This window comes from Jiangella endophytica (genome assembly GCF_003427025.1).
Classification (GTDB): Bacteria; Actinomycetota; Actinomycetes; order Jiangellales; family Jiangellaceae; genus Jiangella; species Jiangella endophytica.
The window spans coordinates 854,807-869,067 of the sequence record NZ_QVAI01000001.1 but is presented as its reverse complement, the minus strand read 5'-3'; the positions used below and the strand labels follow the sequence as shown (position 1 = coordinate 869,067).

The window sequence follows — 14,261 nt, the reverse complement described above, 5'->3', positions numbered from 1 at the left end:
TCAACCGGACATGGGAGTGACGGACCGGGACCCGCTGGCGACCGAGGAGCTACTGGCGCGGTCGTTCGAGGCCAACCGCCCGCGGCTGCTGCGGGTCGCCTACACGATGACGGGCTCGCTGGCCGACGCCGAGGACTGCGTCCAGGAGGCGTGGCTGCGGCTGCGCGGGCTGGCCGACCCCGGCGCCGTCCGCGACCTCGCCGCCTGGCTGACCACCACCGTCAGCCGGCTGGCGCTCGACGCACTCGGCAGCGCGCGGGCCCGGCGCGAGCAGTACGTCGGGACGTGGCTGCCGGAGCCACTGGTGGAGGCCCGTGAACACGACCCGGCCGACCGCGTCACGCTCGACGAGTCGGTGAGCATGGCCCTGCTGGTCGTCCTCGAGCAGCTCTCGCCGGCCGAGCGCACGGCGTTCGTCCTGCACGACGTGTTCAGCATGCCGTTCCCGGAGATCGCCGACGTAGTCGGGCGGTCGCCGGCGGCCGTGCGGCAGCTGGCCTCACGGGCCCGCCGTCACGTCGAGGGCGCGCGGCCGCGGATCCCGGCCACCGGCGCGGAGCAGCGCGAGCTGGTCGACGCGTTCATGGCCGCCTGCAGGCAGGGCGACCTGCCGGGGCTGATCGCACTGCTCGACCCGGACGTCGTCCTGCGCAGCGACGGCGGCGGCAAGGTCTCGACGCTGCCGAGGATCGTGCACGGCGCCGGCCGGGTCGCGTCGGCGCTGCTGCACTACGGCCGGGCCGACCTCGAGGTGCACGCCGCCGACGTCAACGGAGCCCCCGGAATCGCCGTCCGTCACGGCGACGGTGTGCTGACGGTGATCGCCTTCACCGTCGACGCGGGCCGGATCACCGCGATCGACGGCGTGCGCAATCCGGACAAGCTCACCCACGTGCCGGGTGCCCGCTCCTGACCGGGCGCCACCACACGTGGCCGATGATCATCAACGATCCGCCACCTCACCAGGCGTTCTCCCGCACCATCAGGCGTGCATGCCTCGCAGAGCGAACACACGACTAGGCAAGGACCCCAGATCGCCGGGAGAGCCGAGCCCACACCGGAGAGCGCGAACGTGAGGCGGGCGCACGCGGCGTCAGAAGATGGGCAGCAGGGGGACGGCCAACCGTCGCAGCTCCCCGGCGAACCGGCCGCTACGTGCACGACGCCGCACCAACCACCTCGGCGACGCCACGCGTCATCGCCGACGATTTCCCGTCCCAGGCGTTTCACCACTGGCCTGCCGGCACGTCGTCGACGCCGAGGCGGGCGGCGCGCGTCGCCGCGGAGGCGGCCGGGCTCGTGACCGTCGGGTGAGCTCCCGTCCGGGTGGGCGCCGCGTTCCGCGGGCGATACGCCGGTCTGCGCAAACGCTTGTTCAACGCCCCAGGCGACTCGATCTCGACCCTTGACAGCTTGGTGGCACCGGGTCCAGACTGCCGTGCGCAAGCGCTTCCGCAACTCGGGCGACCGTGCGGCAGATCGGAGGACTGGGTGACGAACGGGCCATCGGGATTCGCTGCCGGAGCACGGGCGCCGCTGCCCGGGCGGGTCCTCGTCACCGGCGCGGACGGCAAGATCGGCCGGGCCGTGGTGGAGGCGCTGACCGGACTCGGGGTGCGGATCACGGCGCTGTCCATGTCGTGGGCGGCGCCGTCGCAGGCCGACCGGGTCGTGACCGGCGACGCGACCGCGGAGTCCGACGTCGCCGAGGCGCTGGACGGCGCGGACGCCGTCGTGCACCTCGCGGCGATCGCGCACCGCGACCTGGCCCGCCCGTACGACGTCTACCGGACGAACACCGGCGCGACCTTCAACGTCCTCACCCAGGCGGCGACCGGCGGGCAGATCGGCCGCGCCGTCATCGCCAGCAGCATCAACGCCTTCGGCGTGCCGATGAACCACCACGCGGTCTCGACCGCCTACTACCCGATCGACGAGGACGTCCCGGTGCAGCTGGACGACTGGTACTCCCTGTCGAAGTACAGCGACGAGCTGACCGCCGGCATGGTCGCCAGCCACTGGGGCCTGCCGGTCGTGGCGCTCCGCTTCCCGCACGTCAACGCATGGCACGAGCTGCGCGTGTTCGCCGAACGCGCCGGCCGCGAGCCGGGCAACGCGCAACTGGTCCGCGAGGGCTGGTCCTACCTCGATCTGCGCGACGCGGTCGGCGCCGTCGTGGCCGCGCTGACGGCCCCGGTCAGCGGTTCCCTGGTGGTCGGTGTCTCGGCACGCGACACGCTGATCGACGCCGACTCCGGCGAACTCCTCGACGCCTATGCGCCGGACGTCCCCCGCCGCCGGTCGATCACCGGCCGCGGCAGCCTGATCGACACCACCCGGGCGAGCACGGCGCTGGGGTTCACCCCGCGCTACTCCGTGCACGTTCCGTCCGACGCCCCCGAACCGGCCCCGACCACCGCAGGAGTGACTCCGTGACCGCGACCGTCTCGCATCCGGCCCCGAGCGACCCCGCCTTCGCCGCGCCCTGGGACGCCCCCGAGGACGTGCGCATCACCGGGGTGCGCGCGATCGTCACCGCACCCGAAGGCATCCCGCTGGTGGTGGTGCGGGTCGACACCTCCGACGACGGCCTGTACGGCCTGGGCTGCGCGACGTTCACCCAGCGGTGGAAGGCGGTCGCGACCTACGTCGAGGAGCACCTCGCGCGGCTGGTCATCGGGCGCTACCCGGGCGACATCGAGGACCTGACCCGGCTGGCGCGGTTCTCCGCCTACTGGCGTGAGGGGCCGGTCGGCAACAACGCGATCTCCGGCCTGGACCAGGCCCTCTGGGACATCGCCGGCAAGCGGGCCGGCCGTCCCGTGCACGAGCTGCTGGGCGGGAAGGTCCGCGCCGCCGCCGACACCTACATCCACGCGGCCGGCCCGGATGTCGGCAGCGCGCTCGACGACGCCGAGCGCTACGTCGCCGCCGGCTGGCGGCACATCCGGCTGCAGGTGTCGCAGCCGGGGCTCGGCACGTACGGCAGCCCGCGACTCGACGGCGACACGCTCACGGGTGCGCCGTTCCCGCGCGGCTGGAGCGTCGACCACTACCTGCGCACCACACCCGGCCTCTTCGCCGCGGCGCGGGAGCGGCTCGGCGACGAGGTCGCGCTGCTGCACGACGTGCACTCCCGGCTGACGCCGAAACAGGCGGTGCTGCTCGCGCGGTCGCTGGAGCCGTACCGGCTGTTCTTCCTCGAGGACGTGCTGGCGCCCGAGCACTGGGACGCGTTGCCCGAGGTGCGCCGCGCGTCGCCGGTGCCGATCGCGGTCGGCGAGCTGACGACGTCGATGACCGACGCGACCCGGCTGGTGCTGGGCGGCGGCGTGGACCTGATCCGCTCGCACGTCTCCGCGATCGGCGGGCTGACGCCGGCCCGCAAGCTGGCCACCGCGGCGGAGCTCGTCGGTGTACGCACCGCATGGCACTCCCCCGGCGACACGTCGCCGGTCGGCGCCGCCGCGAACGTGGCGCTCGACGTCACGTCGGCGGCGTTCGGGATCCAGGAGGGCCACGTCTACGCCGACGCCGTACACGAGGTGTTCCCCGGCACGCTGCGCATCAGCAACGGCTGGCTGACCCCGAACGAGGCGCCCGGCTGGGGCATCGACCTCGACGAGAGCGCCGCCGCCAGGTTCCCCGCCGGCCTGAGCGGCCACGACGCGTGGGCGGCCGGCGTGCGCGGGCTCGACGGCGGGCTGATCGCGCCATGACACGCAGCCAGGACCACGCGACGCACCCGGGAGGTGGTAGCGCGTCCCTCTCCGCGTGACGTCAGACCGGCCGACCACCCGGACGGAGAGTTCCGGGTCCACTCGAAGGAGTCTCGATGACGAGGCGCTACGTACGGCTGTCCACCACCCTCGCGATCACGCTCACCACCGCGCTCTCGGTCACCGCCTGCGGCGACGACTCCGAGCCCAGCTCCGGCGGCGGACCGGCCGACCCGGACGCCCCGGTGACCATCAGCGTGAGCAACATGCCGACCACCGAGTTCCCCGAACAACGAGAGGCGTTCGAGCGCCGTCTCGACGAGTTCGCCGCCGACCACGAGAACATCACCGTCGAGGCGCAGGAGATCGAGTGGGAGGCCGACACCTTCCAGGCCATGCTCGCCGGCGGCACGATGCCCACCGTCATGCAGGTGCCGTTCACCGAGATCGGCGCACTGATCAGCCGCGGGCAGGTCGCCGACGTGACCGACCACCTCGGTGAGACCGACGCCCTCGACCGTCTCAGCCCCACCGTCATGGAGGTCGTCACCGACGGCGAGGACCGCGTGTGGGGCGTCCCGATCGCGGCCTACACGATGGGGCTGCTCTACAACCGCTCGCTGTTCGAGCAGGCCGGCCTCGACCCCGACGCACCGCCGCAGACCTGGGACGACGTCCGGGCCGCCGCGCAGGCGATCGACGCCGGCACCGACGCCCAAGGGTTCGCGACCATGACGCTGGACAACACCGGCGGCTGGATCCTCACCACCATGTCCTACGCGTTCGGCAGCACGCTGGAGAGCGACGACGGCGGCACGGCGACGGTCGACAACCCGGCCACCGAGTCCGTGCTCGACTTCTACCGCTCGCTTCGCTGGGACGACGACGCCATGGGGTCGAACTTCCTGCTCAACTACGACGACGCCGTGAACGCCTTCGCGTCGGGCCAGGTCGGCATGCTGGTGCAGGGCGCCGACAACTACTCGAACATGGTGGTCAACCGTGGCATGCCGGCCGAGGACTTCGGCGTCGCGCCGCTGCCGCAGGCCGACGACGGCATCGGCACGCTCGGCGGCGGGACGATCGCCGTCGTGAACCCGCGCGCGACGCCGGAGGAGATCGCGGCCGCGCTCGAGTGGATCGACTTCTACCACTTCCAGAAGTACACCGACGAGACCGTCGCCGTCGCGAACGCCGAGGCGTCGGCCGCCGACGGGCTGGCGATCGGGGCACCGGAGCTGCCCGTGGTCGACGCCGAGCTCTACGCCCAGTACCTCGACTGGATCGCCGCCGAGGTCAACGTCCCGCGCGAGAACTTCGAGCTGTACCTGTCGACCGTCGAGGAGGTCCCGCTGATCCCGGAGCCCGCGGTGAAGGCCCAGGAGCTGTACGCGACGCTCGACACCGTCGTCCAGGCGGTGCTCACCCGCGAGGACGCCGACATCGCCCAGCTGCTCGGTGACGCGCAGAGCACCCACCAGGCAGCCATCGACGCCGGCTGATCCGCATGGTCGCCCTCGACACCGAGCCGCGCGCGCCGGTTCGCACCGGCACCGCCCGCCGCCGCCGGACCCCGGTCACCTGGGTCCGCGGCGGCGGTCTCACCACGCTGCTGTTCTTCCTGCCGCTGCTGCTGAGCTTCACGCTGTTCTCGTGGTGGCCGATCGCTCGCAGCCTCGTCCTGAGCCTGCAGCAGACCAACTTCATCGTCACCGAATGGGTCGGCCTGGAGAACTTCCAGCGCGTGCTCGCCGATCCGCTGCTCGGCACGGCCGTCTGGAACACGACGGTGTTCACGCTGATCGCCCTGCTGATCGGCTTCCCCGTCCCGCTCCTGCTCGCGGTCTTCGTCGCGGAACTGCGGCGCACCCGCGGCCTGGCGTCGGTGCTGGCCTACCTGCCCGTCGTCATCCCGCCGGTGGTCGCCGTCCTGCTGTGGAAGACGTTCTACCGGCCCGACGACGCCGGCCTGTTCAACACCGTGCTCGGCCGGGTCGGGCTGGGCCCGTTCCAGTGGCTGAACAGCGGCGACATGGTCATCCCGGCGATCGTCGTGCAGGCGACGTGGGCGAGCTTCGGCACCGCGGTCATCATCTATCTCGCCGCGCTGATGACGATCCGGACCGAGCTCTACGAGTCCGCCGAGATCGACGGCGCGGGCGTCGTGCGGCGGTTCTGGCACGTCACCCTCCCGCAGCTGCGCGGGATCCTCCTGATCATGCTGCTGCTGCAGCTGATCGGGACGTTCCAGGTGTTCACCGAGCCGTACATCATGACCGGCGGCGGGCCGGAGAACCGCAGCCTCACGGTCCTGCTGCTGATCTACCGGTACGCGTTCGTGTCCGGCGACTACGGGCGGGCGACCGCACTCAGCCTGCTGCTCGCGCTCGCCCTCGGTGTGCTCTCCGCCGCCTACCTGTGGGCCACCCGACGCTGGAGCTCCTCATGACGACCATCGGCACGCCCCCGGCCGGCGCGACGACGCCGTCGCGCGGCCGCGCACGCACCCGGGCACTCGACACCGAGCGCAGCATCCTCTCCGGGATGGACCGCCAGGTCCCGCACGTCCGCGTCGCGGTCACGATCGCCGGCGTGCTGATCCTGCTGGGCCTGGTGGTCACCTGCGCAGGGCCGTTGTTCTGGCTGTTCAAGGCGGCCACGTCGACGTCGACGGAGACGCTCTCGGACCCGTTCGGGCTCTGGCCGTCCGGCGTGCACTGGGAGAACCTCACCGAGGCGTGGACGACGATCCGTTTCGGCACCTACCTGCGCAACACGCTGATCATCTGCGCGGGCACGTGGTTCTTCGGCGTGCTCGTCGCGATGACCGGCGGCTACGGCATCGCGATCCTGAAACCGGCGTACGCGCGGGTCGTGTCGGCGGCCGTGCTGGCGACGTTGTTCATCCCCGGGGTCATCTCGCTGGTCGCCCTGTACCTGACGGTCATCGACCTGCCCGTGCTGAACGTGAACCTCCTGAACACGTTCTGGGGCGTGTGGCTGCCGGCGGCGGCGAGCGCGTTCAACGTGCTGCTGGTGTCGCGGTTCCTCCAGTCGATCCCGCCGACGCTGTTCGATGCCGCGCGCATCGACGGAGCGGGCGCGGTCCGCATCTTCTGGAGCCTGGTGCTGCCGCTGTCGCGGCCGATCCTGGGCGTCGTGTCACTGCTCACGATCATCGGCGCCTACAAGGACTTCCTCTGGCCGCTGCTGGTGCTGCCCGACCCCGACCTGCAGCCGATCTCCGTCGCGCTGCCCAGGATCGAGTCGTCGACGGACCTGGGGGTGTTCATGGCCGCGCTGCTGATCTCGGTGGTGATCCCCGTGGTGCTGTTCCTGGCCTTCCAGCGTCAGTTCCTGCGGGCCGCCGGCAGCGCCGGCGCCATCAAGGAGTGAGCGGACGTGCTGCCCGTGTGGTCACGCGCTGGTGTCGCCGACGATCAGCGTCGGCGGCTGGTAGTGGACGCCCGGCCGCTCCTCGCCGGCCAGCACGTGAGCCGCGGCGGCCTCGCCCATGGCGGCGAGCCCGACGTCGATGGTGGTGAGGTGCTGGGTGCTCTGGTCGAGGATCAGCCCCTCCCAGTTGTCGACGCCGATCAGCGCGACGTCGTCGGGCACCCTGCGCCCGGCCGCGACCAGCGCGCTCTCGACGCCTCGGGCGATGTGGTCGTTGCCGCAGAACACGGCGTCGACGTCCCACGCCTCGTCCACGACGCGCTGTGCCGCCTCGCGCCCCCAGCTCTCGCGCCAGGTGCCGTACAGGACCTCGCCGGTCAGGCCGGTGCCGGCGGCGTCGAGGGTGCGCAGCAACCCGTCGGCGCGCTGCCGCACGGCGATGTCGTCGCCCGCGGCGGTGACGTGGACGATGCGGGTGCGGCCGAGTCCGAGCAGGTGCTCGGCCGCGATCCGCCCAGCTCCCGCGTTGTCGGGGATGAACATCGCGTCGTCGTCGTCGTCGGACAGCGTGAACGCGTAGGAGACCGGAACGGTGAACTCGGTGGTCACGGACCGGGTGAGGCCCTGTAGCCCGTCGCCGACGACGACCACGCCGTCGATGCGCCGGGCCCGCAGCTCGCCGATGCGCTCGGCCATGTCGCGGCGGTTCAGCCGTGCGTCGCACACGAGCGCCGCCTGCTCCTGCGCACCCAGGTAACCGGCGGCGCCGATGACCACGGGCATCGAGAACGTGTTGGTCGCCCGGTCGGTGAGGATGGCGACCGTGCGGCTCCGGCCGAGCGCAAGCGATTGTGCAAGCGCGTTGGGGCGAAATTCCAGCCGCCGGGCCGCCCCCTCGATGCGCTCGCGGGTCTCGGCGGAGACCCGCCCGGTTCCGTTGAGCGCTCTGGAGGCCGTCGACACCGACACCCCCGCCACGGCCGCAACGTCGCTCAACGTCACACTCTGCCGCTCTGTCATGCGCCCATCCTAATGCGTCCGGCCACCTGCCAGCGTGACCCCGCAGCCGCGGCCACCCTTGACACGGCGCCGGACGCTGAGCCACACTCGGCACCGGTTGCGCAAGCGGTTGCTCACCTGTCAACGACGACTGCGCGAGGAGCACGAACATGTCGCCCCCACCACGCCTCACCCGACTCATGGCCGTCGCCACCGGAGCCGCCGTCACCGCGGCCCTGGCCGGCCTCACCCCCGGCGCGGCGGCGGAGCCGTCCGACGCCTCCGTCACCGCCGGCGTCGCTCTCGGTGATTTCGAGACCGGCACGACCCCCTGGTTCGTCGCCACCGGGGGCAGCGCCACCGGCACCGTCACCAGGACCACCGACGACGCCCGCAGCGGCGCCGCCTCGGCCCGCCTCGACGTCCAGATGCCCGACGGCATCGTCGAACTGGTCCGCGGCGTTCCGTCGATCGACGCCGAGCGGCTGCGGTTCTCGCTGCGTTCCACCGACCTCACCGCCATCGTCGTCCGGGCCATCGAGGCCGGTGGCGAGGCACACCAGCAGCGGCTCGACCTCGACCCCGCGAACGGCGCCTGGCAGGACCTCACCGTCGCCGACCTCGGCGGCGGCACCGAGCACATCACCTGGGGCGGCGACGGCGACGGCGTCTGGCAGGGCCCGCTCACCCAGGTCTCAGTACTCGTGGACCACTTCCGGCTGACCGACGGCCCCACGGGCACGCTGCTGATCGACGACGTCGCCGTCGACCTCGCGGCCGGGACGGCGCCGACGCTGGCGATCGAGCCGGTCGCCGTCGGGAACGCCTTCGACGCCGGGCAGCCGGTGCGGATCGGCTTCAGCACCACCGCGGAGCAGCTGTCCTGGACCGTCCGCGACGCCTACGGCACCCCCGTCGAGTCGGGTGCGGCGGCCGTGGCCGACCTCGGTGGCGAGCTCCCGCTCGACGTCACCGACGTCGGCTGGTACGCCGTCGACCTGGTCGCGACCGGCGCCGACGGCGTCGTCACCACCGGTGGCACCGACCTGTCGATCCTCGATCCGTTCGACCCCGGCGCCACCACCGACCGGCGCATCGGCGTCTCGACGCACTACGGCCAGGCGTGGGACCCGGTCACCATCCCCCTCGTCGCCAGGGCCGGGTTCTCCTCGGCACGCGACGAGGCGTACTGGGCGCAGCAGGAGCGGACCCCGGGCGTCTTCGACTGGACGCCCAAGGTGGAGGCGTACGCCGACGCCTTCGAGGCCAACGGCGTCGACTTCTTCAACATCCTGGCCTACGGCAACCCGCTCTACCACGAGGGCGAGGCTCCGGCGACGCAGCAGGGCTGGGACGCCTACGCGCGGTACGCGCTGGCGTCGATGGAGCGGTTCGGCACCGACGACACGATCTACGAGCTGTGGAACGAGTGGAACTGGCGCGACCTGACCGGCCCGGCCGGCGGCAGTGCCGCGAACTACTTCGGCCTGGTCCGGACTACGAGCGAGGCGGTCCGCGCGGAGCACCCCGACGCCTATCTGGTGGCCGGCGCGCTGGCGCCGATGAACGACTGGCAGGCGTGGGTGCAGGAGTTCGTCGACCTCGGCGGCCTGGACCACGTCGACGCCTTCTCGACCCACCCGTACGTGTACCCCGGCGAGCCGGAGGGCTTCATCGCCCACCTGGAGACCCTGCGGTCGATCTTCGCCGCCGCCGGGCACCCCGACATGCCGATCCTGATGTCCGAGCACGGCTGGCCCACCGGCACGTCACCGCGCGCCGTCAGCGAGACCGTGCAGGCCCGCAACCTGACCCGATCCCAGCTGCTCGCGATCGCGAACGGGGTCGAGCGGTACACCACGTACGACTTCAAGGACGACGGCACCGACTCCGACGAGGTGGAGCACCGGTTCGGGATCATCCGCAACGAGGCCGACGAGCGCGGCGCCTACACGCCCAAGCCGGCCTACGTGGCCAACGCGATCCTCACCAGGACGATCGCCGGCAAGCCGTTCCTGCGCGAGGAGACCCCGGCCACCGGCGTCCACGACGTCGTCCTCGACGCCGGGTCGGGCGACGAGCTGCACGCGGCGTGGACGTCGTCCGGCGCGCAGGCCGGCGCGCTGGCGTTCACCGCGACCGGCGACGTCACCGTCACCGACCTCTACGGCGCCGAGCACGTGCTGTCCCCCGGCACCGACGGCGCGGTGCACGTGTCGGTGGGCCCGGAGCCGGTGTACGTGTCCGGCCCGATCACCGGCGTGGGCGTCTCGACGACGTACACACTGGAGGCGTCGGGCGGCGCGGTCGGGGCGCCGGTGCCGGCGCACTGGACCGTGGACAACTCCGACGGCCGGCGGGTGCTGAACGTGCGGCTGGAGACCGGGGGCGAGACGGTCCGGGCGCGGGTGAAGCCGCACGAGCAGGCGGGGCTGGACCTGCGGCTGCCCGCGGCGGCGATGCCCGGCGAGCGGGTGTGGTCGGCGACGGTGCGCAGCGGCTCGGCCGACGTCGCCTACCTGACCGCGCGCGCCGACGTCGTCGACGCGATCGCGCTCACCGGCGCGCATGCCGAACTGGCCGACGGCGCCGACGTGCTGCGGGTGCGCGCGACGAACAACGCCGACGTGCCGGTCGAGCTGGCCGCGGTGCAGGTCGACGTGGCCGGTGAGCACACCAGCGGCCTGGAGGGCACCGTCGTCGAGCCGGGCGAGGTGGCGAGCCTGGACGTCCCGGTCACCCTCACGGAGGCGACCCCGTGGACGGCCACAGCCGTCGCGACCACCACGGCCACGACCAGCGGCACGCTGCTCCCCGTCCCCGAGGTGCACGACGTGCCGGCCGCGTCGGTGGTGGTCGACGGCGCGGTGGACGCGGCGGTCGCCGCCCTGCCGCCGGTGCAGCTCGCCGGTGACGCGCAGCGGGTGATCGACGGGTGGGGCGGCGACGCCGACCTCTCCGGCCGGCTGTGGCTGACCCACGACGACGACGCCCTGTACCTCACGGCCGCGATCACCGACGACGTCCATGCCCAGCCCGGCCGCGGCCCCGACATCTGGGCCGGTGACGGGTTCCAGCTCGGCGCGGCCGCCGGGGTGCCCGGGGAGGACGCCGTCGTCCAGGAGGTCGGCGCCGCCCTCACCGACGCCGGCGCGGTCGACGTCGCCCGCTGGCTGCCGACCGACGTCGCGCCGGACACCACCGGGATCAGGGCCGCCGTCACTCGCGACGACGCCGCCGGCACCACCGTCTACGAGCTGTCGGTCAGCTGGGACGCGCTCGGCGTGCACCCCGAGGACCGGCTGCTCGGCCTCACCGCCGTGCTCAACGAGAACGACGGCACCGGGCGGCGGGGCTGGTACACGTGGGGCGCGGGCGTAGCGGAGACGAAGGACGGCGCGCTCTTCACCGCGCTGCGGCTGACCGACGGCTGACCGGCCGCCACCGACCGCGGAGGATCCGGGGTTCGCAACCGCCCCCGGATCCTCCGCTCGTCAGCGGCGCCGAACGACCTCCGGAGCCGTCAGAGAGCGTCCTCCTGGGACGAGATGGTCCGCCCGCCGTCGACGACCAGGCTCTGACCGGTGATGAAGGACGCGTCGGACGAGGCGAGGAAGGCGACCGCCGCGGCCACCTCGTCCACGCGGCCGAGCCGGCGCATCGGCGTCAGGCGAGCCACCCTCTCCCGGAACTCCGGGGTGCGACGTGCCCACAACGGGGTCTCGACGGCGCCGGGCAGGACCGTGTTGACGCGTACCGTCGTCCCGTTGTCGACGGCGAGCTGACGCACAAGGGCACCGATACCGCCCTTGGCCGCGGCGTAGGCCGGGAAACCCGGGAACCCGACCAGGGCGTGGATCGACGACGTCACGACGATCGAGCCCCGGCTGAGCTGGAGCAGGGGCAGCATGGCCCGTGCCCCGTAGAACACCGAGTCCAGACACAGCCGCAGCTGACGGTCCCACTGCTCGTCGGCCAGCTCCTCCAGCCGGGCGGGTTCGTTGCGTCCGACGTTGAGGATCAGCGTGTCCAGCCGGCCGTACGTCTCGGCCACCCGGCCGGCCATCGTGCGCCAGTCCTCCGGGCGGGTGGCGTCGAGGACCTGCGCGGCCGCGGCGCCACCCGTGGCGCCGATCTCGTCCGCCACCTGGGCGGCGGACCCGCCGTCGAGATCGGTGACCAGCACGTCGGCCCCCTCCGCGCCCAGCCGGCGGGCCACCCCGCCGCCGATGCCGGAGCCGGCGCCGGAGACCAGCGCCACCGCGCCGGCGAAGCGCCCCGCACCGGCGCCGGCCGCCTGACAGGTCATCGCAGCCCCGCCCGGGCCATGGACTTCAGGAAGTGGCGCTGGAAGATCAGGAAGAAGATCAGGATCGGCACCACCGACGAGACCGACCCGGCCATCGACAGCGCGGCCGACACCGTGCCGTCGTCGGAGATGAACCGGGTGAGGCCCAGCGGAACGGTGTACTTCTCGTCGCTGGACAGCATCACCAGCGGTGTCTCGTAGTCGTTCCAGGACGCGTCGAAGACCAGGATCGCGTAGGCGGCCAGGATCGGCCTGGCCATGGGCAGATAGATCCTCAGGAAGATCTGGAACTCGTTCGCGCCGTCGATGCGGGCGGCCTCCCCCAGCTCCGCGGGGGCGGACGCGAAGTGCTGGCGCAGCAGGAACGTGCCGAACACCGACGACAGGCTCGGCAGGATGAGCGCCCACAGCGAGTCGTACAGACCGATCTCGCGGAAGAACATGAACCGGGGCACCAGGAGCAGTTGTGCCGGGACGATCGACGTCGCGAGGAAGACCAGGAACAGCAGGTTCCGGCCGCGGAAGCGCAGCCGGCCGAAGGCGTAGCCGGCCAGCGCGGCCAGCGTCACCTCGCCCACCACACGGGCCACCACGACGTATCCGGAGTTGACGAAGTAGTGCACCATCGAGTGGGCGCCGGTCCAGACCCTGGTGTAGTTGCTCCACCGCGGGTCGGCGGGCAGCCACTGGATGGGGACGGCGAACACGTCCATGTCCGGCTTCAGCGAGGACGACAGCATCCAGGCGAACGGCGCCAGGAACAGCAGCGCCAGCGTCCACATCGCCACACCGCCGGCCAGCCACTTGGCCCGGGCGGTCCGGCGCCTGCGTCGCAGCCGCCGGTCCGCGGGCGCCACGGCGCTAACCATCGCGATCCTCCTCGCCGTAGAGCGTCCGGCCGCGCTGGAACCGCCAGAGCAGCAGGGTGAGCACGAGCACGGCGAGCAGGCTCATCACGCCCATCGCGGCCGCGTAGCCGAACCGGTAGTAGATGAAGCCGTTCTGGTACATGTAGTAGGAGAGGACCGTGGTGGAGTCGCCGGGACCACCGCTGGTCATGAACGCGATCAGGCCGAACGTCTGTGACCGCCCGATGATCTGGGTGATGGTCAGGAAGGTCGTCATCGGCAGCAGCGCCGGCCAGGTGATGGTGACGAACTGCCTGATCCGCCCTGCCCCGTCGAGGCGCGCCGCCTCGTACAGCTCCTGCGGCATCTCCTGGAGCGCGGCCAGGTAGATCACCGAGATGTAGCCGCTGCCGCCCCACACCGCCATGAGGATGAGCGCCTGCAGAGCGGAGTCGGGCGACGTGATCCACCCCGGCGGCGAGTCCCAGCCGAACCACCGCAGTCCCTGGTTGAGCAGGCCCGACGTGGGGTTGAGCAGCAACAGCCAGACCGAGCCGATGGCGATGACGTTGACCACCGCGGGCAGGAAGAAGATCACCCGTAGCGCGGCCCGGCCCGGCAGCGGCCGGTTCAGCGCCATGGCCAGTCCCAGGCCGAGCAGCACGGTGAGGGGCACGCTGGCGCCGGCGTAGATCACCGTGCGCCAGGTGGCCGCCCAGAACTGCTCGTCGCCGAGCAGCGTCTCGAAGTTGGCCAGTCCGACCCAGTTGATGCCGTCGAGCCCCGAGATGACGTCCCACTCGGTGAAGGAGATGAGCAGGCCGCCGATCAGCGGCACGAGCAGGAAGACGATCAGCCCGAGCAGCGACGGGGCGACGAACAACCACGGCACCCACCAGCGCATGCCATTGACCAGGCCCTTCTTCGCGGGGGCCGTGGGCCGGGCGGATGGCTCCGGCCCCGCCTTGGTCGCGACCGACATGTCGACGT

11 protein-coding genes are annotated in these 14,261 nt (G+C 72.2%); 7 read left to right on the top strand and 4 right to left on the bottom strand.

The genetic code is table 11. From position 1 onward, the window contains the following. The first annotated feature begins 10 nt into the window (after positions 1-10). The 6 genes from DZA62_RS03825 (at position 11) to DZA62_RS03800 (ending at position 7,115) form a co-directional block, all read left to right on the top strand. Complete coding sequence (locus DZA62_RS03825; protein WP_116947398.1) at positions 11-913, top strand: sigma-70 family RNA polymerase sigma factor; 903 nt, start codon at positions 11-13, stop codon at positions 911-913. A gap of 578 nt (positions 914-1,491) precedes the next feature. After that, the gene (locus tag DZA62_RS03820) at positions 1,492-2,436 is read left to right on the top strand and encodes an NAD-dependent epimerase/dehydratase family protein (protein ID WP_116947397.1); all 945 of its coding nucleotides are present in this window, start codon (positions 1,492-1,494) and stop codon (positions 2,434-2,436) included. Continuing rightward, entirely contained in the window at positions 2,433-3,719 is a 1,287-nt protein-coding gene (locus DZA62_RS03815; RefSeq protein ID WP_116947396.1) for an enolase C-terminal domain-like protein, read from the top strand. Before DZA62_RS03820 ends, DZA62_RS03815 begins: the two co-directional genes overlap by 4 nt. 116 nt (positions 3,720-3,835) lie before the next feature. After that, positions 3,836-5,221: an extracellular solute-binding protein gene (locus tag DZA62_RS03810; RefSeq protein WP_116947395.1), complete on the top strand. Its 1,386-nt coding sequence runs from the start codon at positions 3,836-3,838 to the stop codon at positions 5,219-5,221. A gap of 5 nt (positions 5,222-5,226) precedes the next feature. Next, positions 5,227-6,168, top strand: a complete 942-nt coding sequence (locus tag DZA62_RS03805; protein WP_116947394.1) for a carbohydrate ABC transporter permease — start codon at positions 5,227-5,229, stop codon at positions 6,166-6,168. Further along, positions 6,165-7,115, top strand: a complete 951-nt coding sequence (locus tag DZA62_RS03800) for a carbohydrate ABC transporter permease (protein WP_198663379.1) — start codon at positions 6,165-6,167, stop codon at positions 7,113-7,115. The genes DZA62_RS03805 and DZA62_RS03800 overlap by 4 nt, the downstream gene beginning before the upstream one ends. A gap of 21 nt (positions 7,116-7,136) precedes the next feature. Here DZA62_RS03800 and DZA62_RS03795 read toward each other — a convergent pair whose 3' ends face one another. Then, complete coding sequence (locus DZA62_RS03795; protein ID WP_116947393.1) at positions 7,137-8,135, bottom strand: LacI family DNA-binding transcriptional regulator; 999 nt, start codon at positions 8,133-8,135, stop codon at positions 7,137-7,139. Positions 8,136-8,284: 149 nt separating this feature from the next. Between DZA62_RS03795 and DZA62_RS03790 the strand changes: the two genes are divergently transcribed. Then, positions 8,285-11,548, top strand: coding sequence for a sugar-binding protein (locus tag DZA62_RS03790; RefSeq protein ID WP_157987456.1), 3,264 nt, complete (start codon positions 8,285-8,287; stop codon positions 11,546-11,548). 89 nt (positions 11,549-11,637) lie between these two features. Here the strand turns inward: DZA62_RS03790 and DZA62_RS03785 are convergent, their stop codons facing one another. The 3 genes from DZA62_RS03785 to DZA62_RS03775 are packed head-to-tail and all read right to left on the bottom strand — an operon-like array spanning position 11,638 to position 14,253. Continuing rightward, positions 11,638-12,423 carry an SDR family NAD(P)-dependent oxidoreductase gene (locus DZA62_RS03785; protein WP_116947391.1) on the bottom strand — a complete coding sequence of 262 codons (786 nt, stop codon included), beginning with the start codon at positions 12,421-12,423 and terminating at the stop codon, positions 11,638-11,640. Further along, on the bottom strand, positions 12,420-13,292 hold the full coding sequence (locus tag DZA62_RS03780) for a carbohydrate ABC transporter permease (protein WP_116947390.1): 873 nt from the start codon (positions 13,290-13,292) through the stop codon (positions 12,420-12,422). Before DZA62_RS03780 ends, DZA62_RS03785 begins: the two co-directional genes overlap by 4 nt. Then, positions 13,285-14,253 (bottom strand): carbohydrate ABC transporter permease, encoded by a 969-nt coding sequence (locus DZA62_RS03775; RefSeq protein WP_116947389.1) that lies wholly within the window; start codon positions 14,251-14,253, stop codon positions 13,285-13,287. The genes DZA62_RS03780 and DZA62_RS03775 overlap by 8 nt, the downstream gene beginning before the upstream one ends. Between the last annotated feature and the right edge of the window lie 8 nt (positions 14,254-14,261).

Coding starts and splice junctions, on each gene's coding strand:
- DZA62_RS03795 (WP_116947393.1), bottom strand. CDS start 8,135: ATGACAGAGCGGCAGAGTGTGACGTTGAGCGACGTTGCGGCCGTGGCG.
- DZA62_RS03825 (WP_116947398.1), top strand. CDS start 11: ATGGGAGTGACGGACCGGGACCCGCTGGCGACCGAGGAGCTACTGGCG.
- DZA62_RS03810 (WP_116947395.1), top strand. CDS start 3,836: ATGACGAGGCGCTACGTACGGCTGTCCACCACCCTCGCGATCACGCTC.
- DZA62_RS03800 (WP_198663379.1), top strand. CDS start 6,165: ATGACGACCATCGGCACGCCCCCGGCCGGCGCGACGACGCCGTCGCGC.
- DZA62_RS03780 (WP_116947390.1), bottom strand. CDS start 13,292: ATGGTTAGCGCCGTGGCGCCCGCGGACCGGCGGCTGCGACGCAGGCGC.
- DZA62_RS03785 (WP_116947391.1), bottom strand. CDS start 12,423: ATGACCTGTCAGGCGGCCGGCGCCGGTGCGGGGCGCTTCGCCGGCGCG.
- DZA62_RS03775 (WP_116947389.1), bottom strand. CDS start 14,253: ATGTCGGTCGCGACCAAGGCGGGGCCGGAGCCATCCGCCCGGCCCACG.
- DZA62_RS03790 (WP_157987456.1), top strand. CDS start 8,285: ATGTCGCCCCCACCACGCCTCACCCGACTCATGGCCGTCGCCACCGGA.
- DZA62_RS03805 (WP_116947394.1), top strand. CDS start 5,227: ATGGTCGCCCTCGACACCGAGCCGCGCGCGCCGGTTCGCACCGGCACC.